The sequence below is a fragment of the Actinoplanes sp. 13 genome (assembly GCF_056134165.1).
The window spans coordinates 538,692-560,697 of sequence record NZ_JBVYOQ010000001.1; the positions used below are offsets into that span (position 1 = coordinate 538,692).

19 protein-coding genes are annotated in these 22,006 nt (G+C 72.2%); 5 read left to right on the forward strand and 14 right to left on the reverse strand.

The genetic code is table 11. The features are described from left to right. Window position 1: 1 nt before the first annotated feature. Both smc and AC0NH5_RS02420 read right to left on the reverse strand, forming a co-directional pair. Window positions 2-3,583 (reverse strand): chromosome segregation protein SMC, encoded by a 3,582-nt coding sequence (gene smc, locus AC0NH5_RS02415; protein ID WP_474399335.1) that lies wholly within the window; start codon window positions 3,581-3,583, stop codon window positions 2-4. 241 nt (window positions 3,584-3,824) lie between these two features. Next, window positions 3,825-4,019 carry a hypothetical protein gene (locus AC0NH5_RS02420; protein WP_196413816.1) on the reverse strand — a complete coding sequence of 65 codons (195 nt, stop codon included), beginning with the start codon at window positions 4,017-4,019 and terminating at the stop codon, window positions 3,825-3,827. A gap of 547 nt (window positions 4,020-4,566) precedes the next feature. On the opposite strand from AC0NH5_RS02420, the gene AC0NH5_RS02425 reads away from it, so the two are divergent. The 3 genes from AC0NH5_RS02425 to AC0NH5_RS02435 are packed head-to-tail and all read left to right on the forward strand — an operon-like array spanning window position 4,567 to window position 8,128. Further along, on the forward strand, window positions 4,567-6,105 hold the full coding sequence (locus AC0NH5_RS02425) for a DUF3492 domain-containing protein (protein ID WP_474399338.1): 1,539 nt from the start codon (window positions 4,567-4,569) through the stop codon (window positions 6,103-6,105). Then, on the forward strand, window positions 6,102-7,577 hold the full coding sequence (locus tag AC0NH5_RS02430; RefSeq protein ID WP_474399340.1) for a hypothetical protein: 1,476 nt from the start codon (window positions 6,102-6,104) through the stop codon (window positions 7,575-7,577). Before AC0NH5_RS02425 ends, AC0NH5_RS02430 begins: the two co-directional genes overlap by 4 nt. Further along, complete coding sequence (locus AC0NH5_RS02435) at window positions 7,574-8,128, forward strand: spherulation-specific family 4 protein (RefSeq protein WP_474399342.1); 555 nt, start codon at window positions 7,574-7,576, stop codon at window positions 8,126-8,128. The genes AC0NH5_RS02430 and AC0NH5_RS02435 overlap by 4 nt, the downstream gene beginning before the upstream one ends. Before the next feature lie 457 nt (window positions 8,129-8,585). Here the strand turns inward: AC0NH5_RS02435 and mutM are convergent, their stop codons facing one another. From mutM to rsmD, 9 genes are all read right to left on the reverse strand, one after another. Continuing rightward, the gene (gene mutM, locus AC0NH5_RS02440) at window positions 8,586-9,437 is read right to left on the reverse strand and encodes a bifunctional DNA-formamidopyrimidine glycosylase/DNA-(apurinic or apyrimidinic site) lyase (protein WP_474399344.1); all 852 of its coding nucleotides are present in this window, start codon (window positions 9,435-9,437) and stop codon (window positions 8,586-8,588) included. Window positions 9,438-9,446: 9 nt separating this feature from the next. Further along, window positions 9,447-10,616 (reverse strand): hypothetical protein, encoded by a 1,170-nt coding sequence (locus AC0NH5_RS02445; protein WP_474399347.1) that lies wholly within the window; start codon window positions 10,614-10,616, stop codon window positions 9,447-9,449. Window positions 10,617-10,624: 8 nt separating this feature from the next. Then, the gene (rnc, locus tag AC0NH5_RS02450) at window positions 10,625-11,359 is read right to left on the reverse strand and encodes a ribonuclease III (RefSeq protein ID WP_474399349.1); all 735 of its coding nucleotides are present in this window, start codon (window positions 11,357-11,359) and stop codon (window positions 10,625-10,627) included. Then, window positions 11,352-12,275 carry a phosphate acyltransferase PlsX gene (locus AC0NH5_RS02455; protein WP_474400330.1) on the reverse strand — a complete coding sequence of 308 codons (924 nt, stop codon included), beginning with the start codon at window positions 12,273-12,275 and terminating at the stop codon, window positions 11,352-11,354. Before AC0NH5_RS02455 ends, rnc begins: the two co-directional genes overlap by 8 nt. A gap of 111 nt (window positions 12,276-12,386) precedes the next feature. Continuing rightward, window positions 12,387-12,560, reverse strand: coding sequence for a 50S ribosomal protein L32 (rpmF, locus tag AC0NH5_RS02460; protein WP_196413810.1), 174 nt, complete (start codon window positions 12,558-12,560; stop codon window positions 12,387-12,389). 5 nt (window positions 12,561-12,565) lie between these two features. Beyond that, window positions 12,566-13,210, reverse strand: coding sequence for a YceD family protein (locus tag AC0NH5_RS02465; RefSeq protein WP_474399351.1), 645 nt, complete (start codon window positions 13,208-13,210; stop codon window positions 12,566-12,568). Window positions 13,211-13,285: 75 nt separating this feature from the next. Beyond that, a complete protein-coding gene (locus tag AC0NH5_RS02470) occupies window positions 13,286-13,783 on the reverse strand; it encodes an ATP synthase subunit B family protein (RefSeq protein ID WP_474399354.1) in 498 nt (165 codons plus the stop codon). Window positions 13,784-13,906: 123 nt separating this feature from the next. Further along, complete coding sequence (gene coaD / locus AC0NH5_RS02475) at window positions 13,907-14,386, reverse strand: pantetheine-phosphate adenylyltransferase (RefSeq protein ID WP_474399356.1); 480 nt, start codon at window positions 14,384-14,386, stop codon at window positions 13,907-13,909. After that, complete coding sequence (gene rsmD, locus AC0NH5_RS02480; protein ID WP_474399358.1) at window positions 14,383-14,946, reverse strand: 16S rRNA (guanine(966)-N(2))-methyltransferase RsmD; 564 nt, start codon at window positions 14,944-14,946, stop codon at window positions 14,383-14,385. The genes coaD and rsmD overlap by 4 nt, the downstream gene beginning before the upstream one ends. Window positions 14,947-15,257: 311 nt before the next feature. Here rsmD and AC0NH5_RS02485 point away from each other — a divergent pair, with 311 nt between their 5' ends. Then, window positions 15,258-16,199: an LPXTG cell wall anchor domain-containing protein gene (locus AC0NH5_RS02485; RefSeq protein WP_474399361.1), complete on the forward strand. Its 942-nt coding sequence runs from the start codon at window positions 15,258-15,260 to the stop codon at window positions 16,197-16,199. A 93-nt stretch (window positions 16,200-16,292) separates the two neighbouring features. Continuing rightward, entirely contained in the window at window positions 16,293-17,630 is a 1,338-nt protein-coding gene (locus tag AC0NH5_RS02490) for a hypothetical protein (RefSeq protein ID WP_474399363.1), read from the forward strand. 97 nt (window positions 17,631-17,727) lie between these two features. Here the strand turns inward: AC0NH5_RS02490 and AC0NH5_RS02495 are convergent, their stop codons facing one another. Genes AC0NH5_RS02495 through AC0NH5_RS02505 form a run of 3 tightly spaced genes read right to left on the reverse strand, consistent with a single transcriptional unit; the run spans window position 17,728 to window position 21,889 of the window. Beyond that, window positions 17,728-18,066 carry a DUF952 domain-containing protein gene (locus AC0NH5_RS02495; RefSeq protein ID WP_474399366.1) on the reverse strand — a complete coding sequence of 113 codons (339 nt, stop codon included), beginning with the start codon at window positions 18,064-18,066 and terminating at the stop codon, window positions 17,728-17,730. A gap of 2 nt (window positions 18,067-18,068) precedes the next feature. Further along, a complete protein-coding gene (gene recG, locus AC0NH5_RS02500) occupies window positions 18,069-20,252 on the reverse strand; it encodes an ATP-dependent DNA helicase RecG (RefSeq protein WP_474399368.1) in 2,184 nt (727 codons plus the stop codon). Continuing rightward, window positions 20,249-21,889: a DAK2 domain-containing protein gene (locus AC0NH5_RS02505; RefSeq protein ID WP_474399369.1), complete on the reverse strand. Its 1,641-nt coding sequence runs from the start codon at window positions 21,887-21,889 to the stop codon at window positions 20,249-20,251. Before AC0NH5_RS02505 ends, recG begins: the two co-directional genes overlap by 4 nt. Window positions 21,890-22,006: the final 117 nt, after the last annotated feature.

A 22,006-nucleotide genomic window follows, 5' to 3' on the forward strand; every position in this document is an offset into this window, starting at 1 on the left:
CCTAGTCCTCCGGTTCGCGGTTCAGCCGCTGGCTGATCACCTGGGTGACGCCGGCGCGCATGGTGACGCCGTACAGGGCGTCAGCGACCTCCATGGTGCGCTTCTGGTGCGTGATGATGAGCAGCTGGCTCTTCTCCCGCAACTGCCGGAAAAGGGTAATCAACCGGCCGAGGTTGACGTCGTCGAGGGCCGCCTCCACCTCGTCCATGATGTAGAAGGGCGACGGGCGGGCCCGGAAGATCGCGCAGAGCATGGCCACCGCAGTCAGCGACCGCTCACCGCCGGAGAGCAGCGACAGCCGCTTGATCTTCTTGCCCGGCGGGCGGGCCTCCACCTCGACGCCGGTGGTGAGCATGTCCTCCGGGTCGGTCAGCACGAGCCGGCCCTCACCGCCCGGGAAGAGCACCTGGAACACGGTCTGGAACTCGCGTGCGGTGTCCTCGAAGGCGGACGTGAAGACCTCGAGGATCCGGTCGTCGACGTCCTTGACCACGGTGAGCAGGTCCCGCCGGGTGGCCTTCAGGTCCTCGAGCTGGTCGCTGAGGAACTTGTAGCGCTCCTCCAGCGCGGCGAACTCCTCCAGCGCCAGCGGGTTGACCTTGCCGAGCAGGGTCAGGTCGCGCTCCGCCTTGTTGGCCCGCTTCTCCTGGGTGGGCCGGTGGAACGGGGCCGGGCCGGGGACCGGCTTGCCGTCCTTCTCGGCCTGCGCCACCTCGGCCTGGGACGGCGGCACCGGCTGCTCCGGGCCGTACTCGTTGAGCAGCGTCTCGACGTCGAGCGAGAAGTCTTCGGCGGCCTTGGCCTCCAGCTGCTCGATGCGCATCCGCTGCTCGGCGCGGGCCATCTCGTCGCGGTGCACCTCGTTGGTCAGCCGCTCCAGCTCGGCGCCGAGGCGTTTCGCGCCGGCGCGTACCTCCTGAAGCTCCGCCTCCCGGCTGGTCCGCGCCTGCGCGAGCTGATCACGGGCGTCGGCCGCCCCGGCGAGCGAGACCGCGACGCGCTGCAGGGCGGCGCCGGCGCCCAGCGCGACCGCGCGCGCGATCTCGGCGCCGCGGGCCCGGGCCGCCCGCCGGGCCGCGGCGCGTTCCCGGGCCTGCCGTTCGGCGTTGGCCTGGCGCAGCAGCGAGTCGGCGCGGCCTGAGATGGAGGAGACCCGCTCCTCGGCGGTCCGCACCGCGAGCCGCACCTCCATCTCGTTCTGCCGCGCCTGCGGCACCAGGGCGGCGAGCCTGTCGCGCTCCTCGGTGGAGGGTTCCTCGTCGATCGGGGTGGCCTCGGCCAGCCGCAGCCGTTCCTGCAGCTCGGCCAGGCGCATCAGGTCGGTCTCCCGGGCGGCCTCGGCCTTCTGCCGGGAGGCGCCGAGGCGCTCGCTCTCCGCCTTCGCGGACCGGGCCGCGGCGCCCAGCTCGGCGAGCCGGCGGGCGGCGGCGTTGCGCTCACCCTCGGCGGCCCGCTTGGCCTGGGCGGCCACGGTCACCACCTGCTTGAGCTCGGCCACCCGGGCCCGCGCCTCGCCGAGCTGTTCCTTGAGCTCGCCGATGGTCTGCTCGACGGCGGCCCGTTTCGCCTTGGCCTCGTCGACCGCGGCCTGCACCTCGATGTAGCTGGTGGCCTTCGCCGAGCCGCCGGCCGCCGTGTACGCCCCGACCACGTCGCCCTCGGGCGTCACCGCGCGCAGCTCGGCGTTCCCGGCGACCAGGGCGGCGGCCGCGGCGAGGTCCGGGACCAGCGCCACGTCGCGCAGCACGCGGTTGAGCGCCGGGCGGATCTGCTCCGGGCAGTCGACCACCTCGGGCGCCCACACGGCGCCGTCCGGCAGGGCCGGGCGCAGAGTCTCCAGCGAGCCCCGCATGCCGGGCCCGGCCGCGCCGGCGACCACGAGATCGGCCCGGCCGGCGTCGGCGATCTTGAGCGTGCGCATGGCCTCGATGGCCTCGTCGACGCCGGTGAGCGCCACCGAGTCGGCGAGCCCGCCCAGCGCCGCGGCCAGCGCCACCTCGTGGCCCGGACGGACCGTCAGCAACGAGGCCAGGCTGCCCAGCAGGCCGGGCACCTGACCGGCCCGGGCCAGCAGCGCGCCCGCGCCGTCCTTGCGCTTGAGACCGAGGGCGAGTGCCTCCTCGCGGGCCTTCCAGCCAGCGGCATCCTTCTCCGCGGACCGCTCGGCGTCGGACAGCTCGCGCACCACGGCGGCAGCCCGGTCGTGGGCGGCGACCGCCTCGTCGTGCCGGGCGTCCAGGTCGGCGTTGTCCCGGTCGGCCTCGGACGACTCCGCGGCGACCAGGTCCACCTCGGACTGCGCCGCCTCGGCCCGCATCAGCGCGTCGGTGTGCGCCGCCGCCAGCCGTTCGATCTCCTCGTCCGCGCTGCCGGTCCGCGCCCGCGCCGCGTTCACGTTGCCGGTGAGCTTGGCCAGCCCTTCCCGGCGGTCCGCGATCGCCTTCGCCGCCGTCCGCAGCTCACCCTCCGCCGCGGCCAGCTGGCGTTCCAGGTCCTGCCGGTACTCGACCGCCTCGGCCAGCCGCATCTGGTCCTCGGTGAGCGCCTCGCGCAGCTCCTCCTCCTGCTCGCGGACCCGCTCGGCCTCGGCCTCGAGCATCTCCGGGTCACGGCCCGGCCGTTCCTCGTCCGGCGTGGCGGCCAGATGCCGCAGGCGCTCGGTGGCGAGCTGCTCGGTGGAGCGGAACCGCTCCTGGAGGGTGGAGAGCCTGTACCACGTGTCCTGGGCGGCCTGCAGCAGTGGCGCGTCCTCGGCGTGCGCCGCCTCCAGCTCGGCGAGCCAGCGGCTGACCTCCCGGTTCTCCTCCTCGACCTGCTGGCGGCGCTCGCGCATCGCCGACTCGTCGGCGATCTCCTTGTCCAGCGTGGTGCGCAGCGTGTGCAGGTCGTCGGCGAGCAGCCGGAGCCGGGCGTCACGCAGGTCGGCCTGGATGCCGGCCGCGCGCCGGGCCACCTCGGCCTGCTTGCCCAGCGGCTTGAGCTGGCGGCGCAGCTCGGTGGTGAGGTCGCCGAGCCGGTTCAGGTTCACCTGCATCGCGTCGAGCTTGCGGATCGCCTTCTCTTTGCGCTTGCGGTGCTTGAGGACGCCGGCCGCCTCCTCGATGAACGAGCGACGGTCCTCGGGCTTGGCGTGCAGCATGGCGTCGAGCCGGCCCTGGCCGACGATGATGTGCATCTCCCGGCCGATGCCGGAGTCGCTGAGCAGCTCCTGGATGTCGAGCAGCCGGCAGGAGTTCCCGTTGATCTCGTACTCGCTGGCGCCGTCGCGGAACATCCGGCGGGTGATCGACACCTCGGTGTAGTCGATCGGCAGGGCACCGTCGTTGTTGTCGATGGTGAGGGTCACCTCGGCGCGGCCCAGCGGCGCCCGGCCGGCTGTGCCGGCGAAGATGACGTCCTCCATCTTGCCGCCGCGGAGCGCTTTGGCGCCCTGCTCGCCGAGAACCCAGGCGATGGCGTCGACGACGTTGGACTTGCCGGATCCGTTCGGGCCCACGACACAGGTGATGCCCGGCTCCAGCCGCAACGTGGTAGCGGAGGCGAAGGACTTGAAGCCCTTCACCGTCAGGCTCTTGAGGTGCACGGAACTCCGAGGGTCGGCGTGGTCTGTTCTGCTGGTGGCAGGCTACCCGCAGGTGCTCGGCAGGGCAGGGACACGCCGCGCCCGGCGGGACGTCACGACCGGGGAAGGGGCAAAAAGCTGCGCGCCGCCACATCTGTGGAGGCGCGCTTTTTCTTTACTGCGTCTTCTTTTGTGCGTCCTGGTGTGCGAGGGGATAGAACGCCGGATGCCCCCGCGGTACCCGCCGGCGCTCTGCCGGAGCTCAGGTCAGTGCGGGCTCGGTGAGCCGTGCGAAATCGTCTGCCTCCGCCGCTGCCGCGGCGAGACGATCGTTCTCCGCCCGGAGGCGGGTGACCTCGAACTCCAGAGCTTGCACCCTGGAACGCAGTCGGGTGACCTCGTCGAGGAGGCGCCGGTCGGGCGCCGCACCTACGTGGCCGTAGAGGGCCTTCGCCATCGTGACTCCTTGTGACGCGCTGCGTCTGTGTGATTGTTGCCTGTACAGCGTGATCGTTGCCGGGAACGGCCGACCGAACGTGCGCCCAGTGCATCAGGCACCCCACACGCTCACGGGCACGCGAAAGCGTAAGAATCTGGCCGACGTGAGCCGACTAGGTTCTTCAAACTGCGGGGCCCCCACACCCTGAGTGGAACTTGGGGCATGGGTGGGCGCGACTGGCGACAACTCCATAGTCCGCCGATACCCACGCTCCGTCAAGCCGGGCTCCCACTGGTTCCGCGCTCAACGTCAGTGAATCACGCCACCAGCGGTTTTCATCAGCTCTTATCCACCTTCGCCGACTTTGTCGATCTATCTGCGGCGAGCAGGGCAAAGATCGTGAACGGGCGTCGATACGAGCTGCCGGCAAACCTCCGTGAACAGCTACCCCCTTTAGGACAAAAACGGGCAAATATGGGCGACAAATCCATGCAAATGGTACGGAAATGTGTCGCCTAGCCGACATGCTCCGGTAACTTTCCCGGCTTGTGTCGTTGCCTCCAGCGTGAATCCGACCCCGTCGCGTGAGCGCATCTGCCTGCTGACCGGCGGCGGGTACCCGTATCGGCGGGACGCGCTCGGCGGATGGTGCCGGACCCTGGTCGAGGGCCTGCGCCGCTTCCGCTTCGAGCTGCTGACCGTCACGGACCGTGAACTGCCGTCCGCACCGGCGTACCCGCTACCGTTCAATGTCGGCTCCGCACGTGCCGTCGCGCTCGGCCGCGACCCGGCACGTGCGCTGCGGCGGCGGCCCGCCACCCCGGACGGCGCCGCCGAGGCGGTCGCGCTGCTCTGCCGTGGCCTGCTCGGCGACGAGGCCCCGGCCGCCGACGAGTTCGCGGCCGGGCTGCGGCGGATCGCCGGGTTCTGCATGCCCGGGCCGGACAGCCACGGCGACACCGGCCCGCTGACCGGGTTGCCGCTCACCGACGCGCTCGGCGAGGCGTGGCGGCACCGGCAGCAGGAGACCGGCCCGGACCGGCCGCCACTGCCGAAACTCAGCGTCCGGGACGCGCGCACCGCGGCGACCCTGCTGCGGCACGCGATGCGGGCGCTGGCCGTACCGCTGCCCGAGGTGGAGCTGGTGCACTGCGTGGGCGGCACCACGCCGCTGCTGGCCGCCCTGTCCGGCCGCTGGCGCACCGGCACGCCGCTGCTGCTCACCGAGGCGCGCGCCGCGGTGGCGCGGCAGCGGCCGGCCGAGGACCGGCTGTCGGCGGGCGTCCGCACGGTGTTGCGCCGCTTCCGCACCTGCGTGGCACGTACCGGCTACGCGGAGGCGGAGCTGATCGCGCCGCTGAGCACCTATCACCACGGCTGGGCGCTGGAACACGGCGCGCGGCCGACCCGCCTGGTCCAGGTGCCGGCCGGGGTGGACCCGCGGGAATACCCGAACGCCGTCGAACTCAGCCCGGCGCCGGCCGTGGTGTGGGCCGGCAGCGGCGGGCCGGACAGCGGACTGGCCCTGGTGCTGGAGGCGTTCACCGAGGTCGCGGCCGCGGTGCCGGGCACCGTGCTGCACCTGGTCGGCGTCACCGCGGCGCACGAGGACCACTGCGCCGAGCAGATCGAGCGGACCGGGCTGGGGCGGGCGATCCGCCTGCACCCGCTGCCCGCCGACCCCCGGGACCGCTACACCGTCGGACAGGTCGTGGCACACGTGCCGGGGCCGGCCGATCCGCCGTACCGGCTGGTGGAGGCGATGATGTCGGGCCGCGCGGTGGTCGGCGTGGACGTCGGGCCGGCCGGTGAGACGCTCGGCGACACCGGCGTCCTGGTGCCGCCGAACGACCCGTCCGAGCTGGCCATCGCCATCGCCGACCTGCTGCGGGCGCCGAACCGCCGCCGGGCGCTCGGCGACGCGGCCCGGCAGCGGGCGCTGAACCACTTCACCGTCGACCGGGTGGTCCGCGTCTACGGGGCCCTCTACACCGACCTGGCAGCACCGCCGCCGGCGCCGGCCTTCCCCCTGGCACTCACCGTCCCGGCACCCCGCACCACGATGCCGGCCACCGTGCGCTGGCTGATTCGGGAGACCTCATGACGATCACCGGTACCCCGGGGACGACCCGGACCGCGCGCAACCGCAACCGCCGCCGGCACGCCGGCGACGAGCCCCGGCACGCCGCGCCGAACCAGTCACCGGTCCGCGACGACCCGGCCCGGCCGCGCCGCCGCAACACCCGGGCGGGCCGGCACTCCCTTGAGGACGTGGCCCTCCCGGCGCCCGTCCTCCAGTGGCCGCTGCCGGCAGTGACGCACGAGCCGGCACCGGTCGCGCCCGAGCCGGTGGCAACCCCGATCGCCGCCGTGGCGGCGGAACCGGACTCCGCGTACCGCAAGAAGCGAGGCAGCCGGCGCGCGCCGATCCGCCGGGCCTGCCTCGTACTCGCGCTGGTCAGGTGTGTCCTCTATCTCGGGCCGCTCAGCGTGGCGGTGGCCGCCGCCGGGCCGCTCGGCCGCGTCGCCTGGCCGGTGCCCACCGTGATGCTGCTGCTGGGCTGGTCCGCCGCGCAGGCCCTGACCTGTGTCGGGGTGACCGTCGCCCGGCGCGGCGGGCCGGCCGCGGCGGCCCGGCTGGTCGGCGCCGGCTTCGCGACCGTGACCGGGCTCTGGTGCGCGCTCGCCTGGATCGCGCCGGACGCCCTGCTCGGCCCGGACCGCGCGCTCGCCGCGACGATCGGCATCGGCGGGCTGCTCACCTTCGGCTCGGTCACCGCCGCCCTGGTCACGCGCTCGGAGGGCGCCGTCGCGGCCTGGTACGTGCCCTGCTGGCTGCTCGCCGCGGCATCCCTCACCGGCACCGACACCGTCCTGCCGGTCGAGACCCTCCTGCCGGCCGCCATCGTGGCCGTCGCGGTGCGCGCCTTCCGGCCCGCCGTGATCTCCTACCGCACCACCCGCACACCCCGGCTGACCGCCGCCGAACGCCGCCGCGGCACCGCCTACCTGGTGATCGGCGCGTCCCAGGCGATCTGCGTGGCGCTGCTCTGGCGCACCGCGCCGGCCGTCACGCCGCTGCCCGCCGCGCTGCCGCTGCTCCTCGCCGTCCCGCTGCTGGAAACGCTGATCGGCTGGCACACCGACCGCCTGGACGCCGGCCTCGACTCCGCCGAGACGCCCGAGGAACTGGACCGGCACATCCGCAACGTCACCGCGATCACCCTGGCCGGGATGCTGCCGCCGCTGGCCGCCGGCGCCGGGCTCGCGGTCGCCGCGTACCGGCTGCCGCACGGGCTGGCCGTCATGCCGGGCGCCCGCGAGGCGGTGCTGGCCATCGCCGTCGGAACCCTGCTCGGCGGGGTCTTCGCGGTGACCTTCCTGCTCGCCGCCCGCTTCCAGGCCGGGACCGCCGCCGCGCTGGCCGCCCTCCCGCCGTTCGGCGCCGCCGTGCTCGCCCTCTTTCCGTCACCCGCCGGGCCGCTGCCCGCCGCCGTCGCCGTCCTTGCGGCCACGCACATCGCCGGCCTGCTCATCGTCGCCCTGACCGCCGCCGACCTCCGGAGGACGCCGTGAAGACCCTGTTCCCCCCGTACGCCCACCCCACCCCCGAGCTGGAGCTCGACGCCGACACCTGGATCATCCGGGAGCAGCCCGGCGACCGCCGCACGCTGCACCAGTCCCTCGGCCGCATCGACCTCGACTGGGGCAGCCGCTCCCTCGCCGACGTCCTCGCCGACGTGGACGCCTGGCGCGCCGACGGCGTCGAGGGCCTCTTCCTCGACCGCGCCCCGGCCGGCTCCGGCGGCGTCGGCCCGGTCGCCCTCACCGTCCGGCTCGCCGCACGCCGCGGCCTGCACCGGGTCGTCCTCAACCCGGGCGTGCCGACGCATCCGCTCTACCGCGACCTCGGCGTCCGGATCTGCACCTTCGAAGGGCCGTGGGAGGCCTACCAGAGCTGGGACGGCGACGGCTGCCGTCCGGGCGACGGCCACATCGTGCACGGGGTCCCGACGTCGCTGCTCACGGCTGCCCGCCGCTTGATGGGCCGGCGCGGGGCGGGCTTCGGGCTGGCCACGGACGCCACTCCGGCACTGAGCTCGGCCGGCGCCCACCGAGCCGATTGACAAACCTTTTGTCGTACGCGTGAGGCCAGGTCCCGTGGCTACCCCGCGACCTGGCCGCGTCGTCCCGGCCGTCCAAGCGACCGCCGGGCTGATGCGCGCCGTCCCCCTCACCCCTGCCTGTGTGGTGATTCGAGGCGCGCTCCGCGCCCCAAATCACCACACACCCAACGGCACCCAGCTGCGTGACGACTTTCGGTGCGGAGCGCACCCGAAGTCGGCACACCAGCAACGGCACCCCACTGCGTGACGACTTTCGGTGCGGAGCGCGCGTTGAGTGGGCAGGGGCGGGACTTCGGTGGTCTGGTGGCAGCTCCGCCCGGCGGTGGCGGCAAAGGCTTGCGTGGCAGCCGGGCCGCCTCGACCCGGCGGTGCCCCGTGGAATCGGCGGGGCCCGATGGCCGTACCAAATCCTGGTCCGAAGAAGGCGTGGCAGTGAGGGTGAGCGGAAGCTCGGGGGTCAGCGGGGGATGCGGGGGCGCGGCTGGCAGCGGGGGCAGCTGAAGCTGGAGCGGTTCATGAACTGCTCGCGGCGGATCGGGGCGCCGCAGCGGGAGCAGGGTTCGCCCTCGCGGCCGTAGGCGTTGAGGGAGCGGTCGAAGTAGCCGCTCTCGCCGTTGACGTTGACGTAGAGCTCGTCGAAGCTGGTGCCGCCGGCGACGATGGCTTCGGCCAGGACGTCGCGGACGTGGCCGAGCAGGCGTTTTGCGGCGGGGCGGGTGAGCTGGTCGGTGGGGCGGGCGCCGTGCAGTCTCGTCCGCCAAAGGGCCTCGTCGGCGTAGATGTTGCCCACGCCGGAGATCAGCGTCTGGTCGAGCAGGGCGCGTTTGACCTCGGTGTGCCGGCCACGCAGGCGGGCGACGAAGGCCTCGTCGTCGAAGAGCGGGTCCATCGGGTCGCGAGCGATATGGGAGATCTCGTCGGGCAGCTCGGCGCCGCCCTCCGAGACAGCGAGGCCGCCGAACGTGCGCTGGTCGACGAAGCGCAGCTGGGGGCCGCCGTCGGTGAAGGTGAAACGGATCCGCAGGTGCTTCTCGTCGGGGGCCTCGGCGGGCTGCATGAGCAGCTGGCCGCTCATCCCGAGGTGGCCGATGATCGCGTCGCCGGAGTCCAGGGGCAGCCAGAGGTACTTGCCGCGCCGCGCGATGTCCAGGACGGTGCGGCCGGCCAGCACGGACGCGAAATGGCCGTCGCCGGGCAGGTGGCGGCGGATGGCGCGGGGGTGCAGCACCTCGGCGGTGGCGATGGTGCGGCCGGCCACCCACTTGGCCAGGCCCTGACGGACGGTCTCGACCTCGGGAAGTTCAGGCACGGGGGTCCTTTACAGCGTGAACGGCCAGACGGTGATGAGGTACGCGCCGTACCAGAGGCCGAAGGCGGCCCAGGCGGCGATCGACAGGACCGCGACCCTGGGGCGGGCGCGGGCGGCGGCCACGACGGCCGGCAGCAGCGTCAACAGTACGGGCAGGAGGAGCCGTGGCTTGGAGTGGTAGAAACCGGCCTGCCCGTAGACGAGGATCATGGCGACCACGCCGTAGACGGCCAGCGGCAGCCACGGTTTTCGGGCCAGCGCGACACCGGCCGCGGCCAGCGCGGCGAGCAGGATCAGCGCAACGCTGATCGGGACCCAGCCGTCCCCGGTGCGCAGCGTGGTGACGAGGAAGTCCCGGGTGCTCGCCCCGAAGTCGAACGAGGTGCCCCAGCCGGCAGTTTGGATCTTGAACCAGGCGGTGGGCTCGCCGACCCGCCAGGCCACCCAGCCGAGGTACAGGGGCACGCCGGCGAGGGCGACGGCGGCCGCGGTGAGAGGGCGCCACATCTGCTTGCGGCTCTCCCGGACGGCCATCAGCGCGGCCACCGCCAGGGCCAGCGCGGCGGCCGCCCCGGTCGGCCGGGACAGCGCGGTGAGCAGGCCGAGCAGGCCGGCCGCCCACCAGACCCTGCGGTGCGCGGCGACCAGCATGCCGGCCACCAGGGCGAGATAGATGCTTTCCGAGTACGCCATCGAGAGCACGACCGAGGCGGGCGCGGAACAGCAGATCGCGACCAGGGCCCAGCCGGCCCGCCGTCCGTAGAGGCTGGTGCCGAGCAGGTGCAGGCCGATGGCGGCGCCGATCGAGGCGATCCAGGAGACCAGGATCGCGGCCGTGCTCGGCGCGATGCCCAGCAGGTCGCCGGCCCGGATCAGCATCGGATAGACCGGGAAGAAGGCCAGCTCGTTGCCCTGCAGCACGCCGTTGGCGTCGTAGGTGTAGCCGGACGGATAGCCGTCGACGGCGACCCGCAGGAACCAGCCGGCGTCCCAGACGAGCAGGCGATCCCAGACGGGGCGGGGCTCGGCGGTGGCACCGCCGAGCCAGGCGATCATGAGGAGCTGGCCGACCCGGGTGAGCGCGAGGATGCCGATCGCGACCAGAACGCCGCCACCACCGCCGGCGGCGTCCCAGAGCCGTGGTGTCGTCGTCTCCTGGGCCTCGGGCTCCGCCTTCACAGCCGGGATCATGTCACGTTCGGCGCCGACGTCTCGGCCCGCTCGGTGAGGGTGCGCCACGCCGCGGCGGCGGCCCGCTGCTCGGCCTGCTTCTTGCTGCGCCCCTCCGAGCCGCCGTAGCGCTCACCGGCCACCACCACCCAGGCGGTGAAGGTCTTCGCGTGGTCCGGCCCGGAGTCCTCGATCTCGTAATCCGGCACGCCCAGGCCCAGCGCGGCGGTCAGCTCCTGGAGGCTGGTCTTCCAGTCCAGCGCCGCACCACGGCCGGCCGACTCGGCCATCAGCGGGTCGAACAGCCGGTGGATCACCTCGCCGGCGACCTCCAGGCCGTGCTCCAGATAGATCGCGCCGAGCAGAGCCTCCAGGGTGTCGGCCAGGATGCTCGCCTTGTCGCGGCCACCGGTGGTCTCCTCACCCTTGCCGAGCAGCAGGTGCGGGCCGAGGCCCTCGGGACCCAGGCCGCGCGCCACGTCGGCGAGCGCGTGCATGTTGACCACGCTGGCCCGCAGCTTCGCGAGCTGCCCCTCGGGCAGGTCGGGATGGTTGTGGAAGAGCGCCGACGTGATCACCACCCCGAGCACCGAGTCGCCGAGGAACTCCAGGCGCTCGTTGGTGGGCAGGCCGCCGTTCTCGTACGCGTACGAGCGGTGGGTCAGGGCCCGTTCCAGCAACTCCGGCTTGAACGGGATCCCGAACGCCTCCTCGAGCGGCAGAGTGGACGGACGTCGACGCTTGTCAATCATGCGATACCTCGCTGTACCTGAGCAGATCGGCGATGGCCGCGACCGAGGCGCGGCGATGCAGGTCGGCCGCGAAGGCGATGCCCGCGGCGAGATCCAAGGCGGTCGCGGCGCCGTGGCAGACCACGACCGTGCCACCGACCCCGAGCAGCAGCGCGGCCCGGGGTGGCGGTTCGGTGTCCGGAGCGGGCGGGCCGGTCAGGGCGTAGCCGGTCTCCAGCCCCTTGAGCAGCACGTTGCCGGTGAAGCCGTCGGTGACGACGACGTCGGCGACGGTGCCGGTGACGACATCACCGCCCTCCACCAGGCCGGCGTAGCGGGCGCCGGCGGGCAGCGGCAGGGCGGTGAGCAGGGGTGGCACGGCACGGCGCAGGCGGTCGCCCTTGCCGGGCTCGGTGCCGATGGTGAGCAGGCCGACGCGGGGCGTGGCGATGCCGTGGGCGACGACGGCGTACGCGGCGCCCAGGCGGGCGTGCGCGGCGAGCGTCTGTGCGTCGGGGTCCACGGTCGAGCCGACGTCCAGCAGGACCAGCCGGCCCCGCACCGTGGGCAGCACGGCGGCCAGCGGGGGCCGCCGCACGCCGGCCCAGCGGCCCAGCTCACGGGCGGCGGCCAGGACGGTGGCGGCGGTGTCGCCGGCCGAGACCAGGGCGTCGGCGCGGCCCTGGGCCACGGCGTGTGCCGCGCTGCGGACGGCGCCGGTCCTGGGGTCGGCTTTCGTGCCGGGCCTGGCCCCGACGGCGGCGATCTTGGTGATCCGGTGCCGCTCCGCCGGTGGCAGGGCAGCGAGAACCGCGTCGGCGGCGGAGGCCGGGCCGACGAGAGTCAGATGCAGGGACGGATCGGCCTGGCAGGCGTGCAGAGCGCCGTCAACCACGACGTCGGGGGCATGGTCCCCGCCGAGGAGGTCGACGGCGATCCGCGCGACGCCCGGCTCCCCGACAGAACGCTGTCCGGGAGCCGGGACGCCGGTGGTTCGCCACGACTCAGGTGCGACCCGCCCGATGATGGGGCGCGTCACGCGGCGACGTCAGACCTCGAGGACCTGACGGCCGTTGTAGGTGCCGCAGACCGAGCAGGCGGCGTGCGGCAGCTTCGGCGACTTGCACTGGGGGCACGCCGCGGTGATCACCGCGGTCGCCTTCCAGTTCGCCCGGCGCGAGCGGGTGTTGCTGCGCGACATCTTGCGCTTGGGGACGGCCACGGTTCCTACTCCTTGATGGTTTTCTGCGGGTGTTGCGGCGAAGCTGGCTCAGCGGTTCTCTGCGGGTCTTGCACCGGAGCCGCCTCGGGCGGCTCGGCGTTCGACAGGTTGCGCAGCGCGGCCCAGCGGGGATCGACGTCGTCGTGGTTGTGATCAACCGGAAGGTCGTCGAAGTGCACCCCGCACTCGGGGCACAGCCCTGGGCAGTCCGGCCGGCAGAGCGGGTTGGTCGGCAGCGTCAGCACCACCGCGTCCCGGACCGCCGGTTCCAGGTCGAGCAGGTCGCCGTGCATCCGGCCGACCTCGTCCTCGTCCGTCGTCTCCTCGGTGGTGCTGTCCTCGTAGGCGAACAGCTCCGCGATCGAGACCTCGAACGACCTGTTGATCTCGTTCAGGCATCGGCCGCACTCGCCGCTGAGCGAGCCGCGGACGGCGCCGCTGACGTAGACGCCCTCGGAGACCGACGTGAGGCTCAGATCGAGCTCGACGTCGGAGCCCTCGGGAACCGAGATCAGCTCCAGGCCGAAGTCCGCCGGCGCCGGAACCACCCGCTTCAGGGCACGCGTCGCACCAGGCTGCCGGGGAAGCTTCGTCGTGTCGACGACCAGCGGCTGCCTGGGATCCAGGTGACTCTGCGGTGACTTTGGCATAGTGAACTCTCAGCCATTGGTAGGCCGACGGAAAACATTACCTGAGCTTGCCGGACATCGTCGAATCGGGCTGCCTCAGAACGGCAGCGGGCGCTCGGCGTCCTCCCCCTGGAAGGTTCCGATCTCGCGCAGCGCGTGCATCTTGTCGCGGCCGCGCTCTATCGAGGCGAGCGCGCGGGTCAGGAATTGCTCGAAGTTCGCCAAGGCGGTGTCGACGTAGTCGTCGACCTCCTCGCGCAGCCGCTGCGCCTCGGTGCGCGCCTCGGCGATGATCCGGGCGCCCTCGTGCTCGGCGGAGACGGTGATCTCGTTGACCGACACCAGGCGGGCGTGCTCCGTCTCACCCTCACTGATGATCCGGTCGGCCTCGCGGCGGCCGGCCTCGATGATCCGGTCCCGCTCCTCGAGCACGGCGGCGGCCTTCCGGAGCTCGGACGGCAGCGACGCGCGGAACTCCTCGAGCTTCTCGATCATGTGCTCGCGATCGATCATCACGTTCGTCCGGGACATCGGCACGGAACGGGCGTCGTGCACCATGTCGATGATCTCGTCGATGCCGTCGAGTGGATCCACCGCCGTCTCACTCCCGTCGTCTCGCTCCACGCAGCGCTAGTTCCACGCAGTCGTCGCTCCACAGCGTGGTGCGATCACGTTACTGCGTCACCGTCGCGCCCGTTTCCGGCGCGCCGGAGACGGCTACTTCTGCTTCAGGCGGCTGATCAGGCGCTCGAGGACCGGGTCCGGCAGGTACGACGAGGCGTCGCCACCCCACTTGACCACGTCCTTGACCAGGCTCGAGGAGAGAAACGAATAGAGCGGGTTGGTCGGCATGAACAGCGTCTCCACACCGGACAACCCGATGTTCATCTGCGCCATCTGCAACTCGTAGTCGAAGTCGCTGACCGCGCGCAGGCCCTTGACCACCACCGCGGCGCCCTGGTCCCGGCAGAAGTCGACCAGCAGGCCGTGGAACGCGGCGACGCGCACGTTCTCGTACTGGGCGGTCGCCTCGCCCAGCATCTCGAGCCGCTCCTCGATGGTGAACAGCCCGACCTTCGACTGGTTGATGAGCACTCCGATGATCACTTCATCGAAGAGCCGGCTGGCCCGCCCGATGATGTCGAGGTGCCCGTTGGTGACCGGGTCGAAGGATCCAGGACACACCGCTCGTCTCATGATCGGCGACCGTACCAAATAGTGGTCTCGCCGTAACGCCGGGTACGTTCCCCGACAAGTCCGTCCACCCAGCTCAGCGGCCCGGACCGGGTGGCCCGCTCGAACACCACGACGGCGTCCGGCGACAGCCAGCCGTTGGCCACCAGCTGCTCCTGCACGGTGTCGATCTCGTCGGCGCCGAGCGCGTACGGCGGGTCGGCGAAGACCACGTCGTACGGGCCGCCGTCGGGTGGACCGGCGAGGGTGGACAGCACCTTGCCGGTGACCAGCCGAGCAGCCGGGCCGACACGCAGCGCGACGACGTTGTCACGGATGATTCGCGCGGCCTTCGCGTCCGACTCGACAAGCAGCGCGTGCGCCGCCCCACGGGACAGCGCTTCCAGACCAACCGCGCCGGACCCGGCATAAAGGTCGGCAAACCGCGCATCGGACAGTTCGGTCATCGTCTCCAATGAACTGAAGAAAGCCTCACGTACGCGATCCGATGTGGGCCGGGTGTTCGGGCCGGCCGGAGCGGCCAGCCGCCGGCCTCCGTGCGCGCCCGCGATAATCCTCGTCATCACAGCCGACGCTACTTCACCAGACCCGGACGGCCACTGTCGAGTGAACAAATCCCTCGTGGAGGGCACTGCGCGGAACGCAACCGTTGCGTTCGGTGCACCCAAGATCTCAGATCGATAACAAGACTCTTATCACTGCCTGAGACATTTCTTTGACCTTGAGAACTGGCTAGGGTCAGGTCCCGTCGGAACGGTCTCGGTCGTTCCGACGACGACGTGGGGAGGCGTCGTCGCGGGCCTCGCTACCGTCCAACAGCGACGCTCTGCCATGCCTTCTCACGCCCCTCGGTTTCTTCTTTACAGGAGTAGGCGTGAAGCTGTTCAAGTCCCCGCTGCGGCGGACCGGAGCGATCGTGGCCGGCTCAGTGCTCGGTCTGGCCAGCCTGGCGGCGTTCGCGTCGCCCGCGAACGCTCACCACAGCCTGTTGAAGGGCAAGGGCGAGTGCGTCGACGCCTCGACCGGCACCTGGAAGGCCGTCTGGACGCTGAACGGCGTCGGCGACCGCGACACCTCGTTCAAGCTCGTCCAGCAGGACGGCACCCCGGCCGGCACCCAGCCGTTCGACAAGCCCGGCGCCTTTCCCTACGCGAGCAACACCGAGCACATCGCCGAGCAGACGGTGACCGGTGGCCTCACGAAGGTCTCGCTGACCGTCAAGGCCGAGTGGAGCAACACCGCCAAGGAGAAGGACGCCGTCACCGCCGAGGCCACCGCCCCGGCCGACTGCAAGGCCCCGTCGACGCCGCCGAGCAGCTCGGCTCCGAGCAGCCCGTCGCCGTCGCCCAGCTCCCCGTCGACCTCGGCCTCGCCGTCGCCGTCCACCCCGGCGAACCCGGTCCCCGAGCTGCCGGGTGAGCCCGAGCCGATCGTCGAGGTCACCTGCGACACGATGACCCTGGGCGCGGACAACCCCGCCGACGGCATCGAGTTCACGATGAAGTTCGAGACCAGCAAGGGCGAGACCCGCGAGACCACCGTCAAGCCGGGCGAGAAGAAGTCCGAGACCTTCAGCGCGACCGAGGGCTTCACCGTCAAGTGGACGATCTCCGCTGTGATCGACGGCAAGACCGAGTCGTTCACCGAGACCATCCCCTACACCCAGCCGGACGACTGTGAGGGTGGCAACGGTGGCGGCCTGCCGGTCACCGGTGCCGCTGCCGGTGGCATCGCCGGTGGCGCGGGCGCGCTCCTCGTCGTGGGTGCCGGCCTGTTCTTCATGGCCCGCCGCCGCAAGGTGAAGTTCACCGCCTGATAGGCGTCAGCACCGCATAACTACAGCAACAACCGGGGGCGCGTCGACGACAGGTCGGCGCGCCCCCGCCCTTTCCCCTCACCCGGAGTACAGATGAAGAAAACCCCTCGCATCCTGGCCGTTCTGGCCGGGGCGCTGCTCGGCCTGACGGCGCTGGCCGGCCCGGCCGCCGCGACCGGCAACCACGGCACCCCCGGCGGCGGCCACGGTGGTGGTCACGGCGAGTGCGTCGCCCCCGACCAGGCCCGCTGGCTGCACGAGTTCAACGCCAAGGCGGGCACCGCCTCGATCCAGCTGGACAAGCGCCGCAACCACGGCAAGACCCTCTGCGCGCCGCAGGACTTCGCGCTGGTCTCCTACGCCACCACCACGGCGTCGGCCACCTTCCCGCAGTACCTGCTCGCCCAGGACGTGCAGACGTTCCCGGCCGGCACGTTCACCAAGCTGGAGTTCAAGGTCGCGGTGCCGACCTGCTTCATGCAGATCGACTTCGTCTTCGGCAGCAAGGTTCTGCCGCTCGACCACAAGGGCGACGGCGAGCTGTACGGCGACCGCAAGGTCGGCAGCGACAACGGCCAGGGCTCACGCTCCAGGCCGCTGCGCGGCAACCCGAAGCACGCCTGGCACAACGGCGACAACGGTGGCGTCTGCGCGGCCAAGCCCGAGGTCACCGCGCAGTCCTCCTGCAACGGTGAGGTCACCCTGGCGCTGAACAACCGCCTCGGCAACAAGGCGACGACGTTCGTCGTCACCGGCGAGAACGGCTTCACCAAGTCGGTCGCCGTCCCGGCGCGCAAGCTCGACGACGACGCGGTCGTCGTCCCGGCCGCCTCGGCCGGCAACATCACGGTCACTGCCGACGGCATGGCGACGTGGACCGGCAAGTGGACCGCGCCGGAAGGCTGCGCCCAGCCGGAGGCCATGGTCGAGCACACCTGTGACGGCCTGAGCTTCACCGTCAAGAACCCTGAGGGCGCCAAGTCGGTGACCGCCACCTTCACGCCGAGCAAGGGCGAGGCGAAGACCGTCACCGTCCCCGCGGGTGGCAGCGAGAAGGTCACGTTCGCCGGCCAGGAGGGCCTGACCGTCACCGTGACCGGTGACGTGACGGCTGCGAACGGCACAATCACCTGGGCGAAGCCGAAGGACTGCGAGTCGCCCAGCCCGTCGCCGAGCACGTCGACCCCGACCGGCACGCCGTCCGAGACGCCGTCCGAGACGCCGTCCGCGACTCCGCCGGCAACCGAGGAGCCCGTCCCCTCGGAGACGCCGGCCACCCCCACCCCCACCTCGACCGACGAGGGTGACGATGAGCTGGCTCTGACCGGTGCCGCCGCCGGATCTGTCGCCGGTGGTGCGGCCCTGCTGCTCATCGTCGGTGCCGGCCTGTTCTTCATGGCCCGTCGCCGCAAGGTGAACTTCAAGGCCTGATAGCCGCACAGCGCTGCACGGAGAGGGCGCGTCGATCGGAAACGGTCGGCGCGCCCTCTCGCATGCGGCGCTCAACCGGCCGGCGACGGCGCGGCGGTCAGCCGGCCGGTGGGCTCCACGGCGCGAACGTCCCGTCCGCCAGCGGCGGGAAGTCGTGCACAGCCACGACCGCTGACACCGGCAACGGACCGTAGATGTGCGGGAACTGCCGTCCGTCCGGCGACGGGGGCACTCCGTCTTCCCAGACCACGGGCACGTCGACCAGCGACTCGTCGATCTCCAGCAGGACCAGATCGGTGCGGCCCCGGAACCGGAGCGTCGCGGGCACGTGCACCCAGTCGGGCGGCGAGCAGTGGATGAAGCCCTCCGTGCCCAGGGTGTCGCCCTCGTAGGATTCAGTCACCGAAGCCCACACGTCGCGTGGGCAGAGATGCACGATCAACCCTTCTCCAAATATTCTGCGCGCTCTTCGTCGACCAGCGCGGCCACCGAGGCGGCCAGCGCCGGGTGACCGGTCAGATCGGGATCGTCGCCGATCAGCTCGGACGCCTCCGCCCGGGCCTCCTTGATCAGCTTCTCGTCCCGGAGCAGGGAGAGCAGCCGCAGGTGCGAGTGCTTGCCGGACTGGGAGGCGCCCAGCACATCACCTTCCCGGCGCTGCTCCAGGTCGATCTCGGAGAGTTTGAAGCCGTCGGTGGTGGACGCGACCGCTTCGAGGCGTTCCCGGGCCGCCGAGCCCTCCACCGACTCGGTGTGCAGCAGGCAGATGCCGGGGGCCGAGCCCCGGCCGACCCGGCCGCGCAGCTGGTGCAGCTGGGAGACGCCGAACCGGTCGGCGTCGAGGATCAGCATGACCGTCGAGTTGGGCACGTCCACGCCGACCTCGATCACCGTGGTGGCGACCAGCACGTCCAGGTCGCCGGCGGCGAACTTGCGCATCACCGCGTCCTTCTCGTCCGGCGGCAGCTTGCCGTGCAGCATGCCGATGCGCAGGCCGGTCAGGTATTCGTTCTCCAGCAGCGGCAGCACCTCGGTGACGGCCAGCGGCGGGCGCCGGGCCGGCTCGTTGTCCGGCGGCGGGGTGTCCTCGTCCTCCGGCCCGTCGCCGATCCGGGGGCACACGACGTACGCCTGGTGGCCGGCCCGCACCTCTTCCCGGATCCGTTTCCAGGCACGGTCCAGGTAGGCCGGTTTCTCCAGGGCCGGGACCACGTGCGAGGCGATCGGCGAACGCCCGCGCGGCAGCTGGGACAGCACGGACGTCTCCAGGTCGCCGTAGACGGTCATCGCGACCGTCCGCGGGATCGGCGTCGCGGTCATCACCAGCACGTGCGGGGGCCGGGCCGCCTTGGCGCGCAGCGCGTCCCGCTGCTCCACGCCGAACCGGTGCTGCTCGTCCACCACGACCAGGCCCAGGTCCTTGAACTCGACACCTTCGTAGAGCAGAGCGTGGGTGCCGACGACGATGCCGGCTGTCCCGTCGGCCACCTTGGCCAGCGCCGCACGCCGGGCCGCCGCGCCGAGCGAGCCGGTGACCAGGGTGAGCTGCGTGCCCTCCGGGTCGCCGTCCAGCTCGCCGGCCCGGCCCAGCGCGCCGAGCTGGGCGCTGATCCCGCGGAAGTGCTGGGTGGCGAGCACCTCGGTCGGCGCGAGCAGGGCGGCCTGCCCGCCGGCGTCGACCACCTGGAGCATCGCGCGCACCGAGACCAGAGTCTTGCCGGAGCCGACCTCGCCCTGCAGCAGCCGGTGCATCGGGTGCGGCCGGGCCAGGTCGGCGGCGATCTCCTCGCCCACGTCCCGCTGACCCTCGGTCAGCTCGTAGGGAAGAGCGGCGTCGAATTTCGCCAGCAGCCCGGCCTGCGCGCGAGGCCGGGCAGTGCCGGGCGCCGCGGCCGCACGGGCCCGGCGTTGCACGAGCGTCACCTGGACGGCGAAGGCCTCGTCCCATTTCAGCCGATGCTTGGCCCGGTAGAGCGCATCCTCGGAGCTTGGGCGGTGGATCTCCCGCAGCGCCGTCCCGATGCCGACCAGGTTCCGTTTCGCCCGGATACCGGCCGGCATCGGGTCGTCCGGCGGCTGGAAGGTGTCCAGCAGCGTGCGCACGCATTTCGCGATCGTCCACGTCGGCACGGCGGCCGCGGCCGGGTAGACCGGGATCAGCGCGCCGGCGAACTCCTCGATCTCGGCGGCCGCGTCGTCCTGTGTGGTGCCGGCGGTGAGCAGCTGATAGGCGGGGCTGTTCAGCTGGCGCTTGCCCCGGAAGTCGGTGACCTTGCCGGCGAACAGGCCCCACACGCCCTTGCGCAGCTCCCGCTCACGCCACGCCTGGTTGAAGAAGGTGCAGGTCAGAGTCGCCCCGGAGCCGTCACCGATGGTCACCTCGAGCATGTTGCCGCGGCGCGCCCGCATCGGCTTCACGTTCATCGTCTGCACCTGGGCCAGCACGGTGACCTGCTCGTCCACCTTCAGGCTGCGCAGGTCGGTGTGCTCGCCGCGCTGGTCGTACCGCCGGGGGAAGTGATAGATCAGATCTCCGGCCGTGTGCAGGTCGAGGTGGTCCTCCAGAGCCTTCGCGGTCTTCGCACCGAACACCTTGGTGAGCGGAGTGTCGGTCGTGGTCATTCGACTCCTGCCAGAAGGTGGTACCGCGGCTGACCGCCGGCGTAGCACTGCAACTCGATGAACGGCCAGGTGCGGTGCACGTGGCCGCGCAGATCGGCTTCCAGCTCGGGCGACGCGTCCGCGCCGAGCACCAGGGTGACCAGCTCGCCGCCACCGCCCAGCATCCGGTCCAGCAGTCGGCGGCTCACCTCGGTCAGGTCGGTGCCGATCACGTGCACCTCGCCGTCGACGAGCCCGAGCAGGTCGCCCGACCGGCACGGGCCGGCCACCGTGAGGGCGTCGCGCCGGGCGGTGCACACCTCGCCGTACCGGCAGGCGCCGGCCGCCTCGGCCATCGCGATCACGTCGTCGGCGAACGGTCGCTGGGTGTCCCGCACCGCCAGCGCGGCCAGTGCCTGCACCGGGGAGCGGGTGGGCACCACGCTGACGTGGACACCGGCCGCGGCCGCCTCACGCGCCGCCGACGAGGCGACGGCATGCGTGTTGGCGTCGTTGGGCAGCAGCACCACGCAGTCGGCGCCGGTGGCCCAGATCGCGGCGAGCAGCTCGGCGGTGGACGGATTGCGGTCCACGACCGTCGCGCCCTCGGCTTCGAAGAGCGCCGTCAGGCCGTCGCCCGCGGCGACGACCACGGCGGCCCGGACATCGGCGCCGGGCCGTTTCCCCTCCAGCGGGGTGACCCTTATCCGGTACGGCGTACCGGCGGCGATTCCGGCCTCGATCGCGGGGCCGATGTCGGTGACGTGCACGTGCACGTTCCAGGTGGGGGGATCGCCCTCACCGGTGCCGACGACGACCAGGGAGTCGCCGAGAGCGTCCAGGGTGGCGCGCAGCTCGCCGACGGTCTCCGCGGTGGCGTCGAGGAGGAACTGGATCTCGAATCCATGGCCGGAACAGGGGTCGTCGTCGCCGTCGTGAAGGTGGTGCGCCTCGCCCGTACCAGAAGGGAAGCCGGAAGGCCGGCGTCGCGCCGCCTGGCCGCCGCCGTCGCTGAGGCCGGCGTCGCCGTCCGCCGCGGTCTCCTCGGACACCACCTCGACCAGGGCGTCGAGCAGCACACAGAGGCCGCGGCCGCCGGCGTCGACGACACCCGCCCGGGCCAGCACCGGAAGCTGCTGCGGGGTGCGGTCCAGGGCCTCGGCGGCGGCACGGGCGGCGGCACGGGCGACGGTGACCAGACTGTCGGACCTGATCCGGCCGGCGGCATCGGCGGCCGCCGCGACGACCGAGAGGACGGTGCCCTCCACCGGGCGGGCCACCGCCGCATAGGCCGCGTCGGTCGCGGTGCGCAGCGCGCGGGCCAGCTCCCCGCCGCGCACCGGGACCGCGGAGGCGAACGCGTCGGCCATGCCCCGCAGGATCTGCGAGACGATGACGCCCGAGTTGCCACGGGCGCCGAGCAGCGCCCCGCGGGCCATCATCCGCATCAGCGGTCCCACCGCCTTGCCCGCCTGCGCGCTGGCGGCGTCAAGTGCCTCGTGGGCGGCGGTCATGGTCAGCACGAGGTTGGTGCCGGTGTCGCCGTCGGGCACCGGGTACACATTCAGGGCGTCGATCTCACGCTGATGTGCCCGGAGCGCTTCCAGCCCACCACCGCACCAGCGGCGAACCGCGGCGGCGTCCAGGGTCTCCAGCACGCGAAAATCGTACTAACGACCCCCGACAATCGCTGGGTACGCACCCTGACCGGGGGCGATTAGCTGTCGGGCCGGGGCGTCGGGTAACCTTGCCGGGTTGCCTGGGCGGAGCCTTCC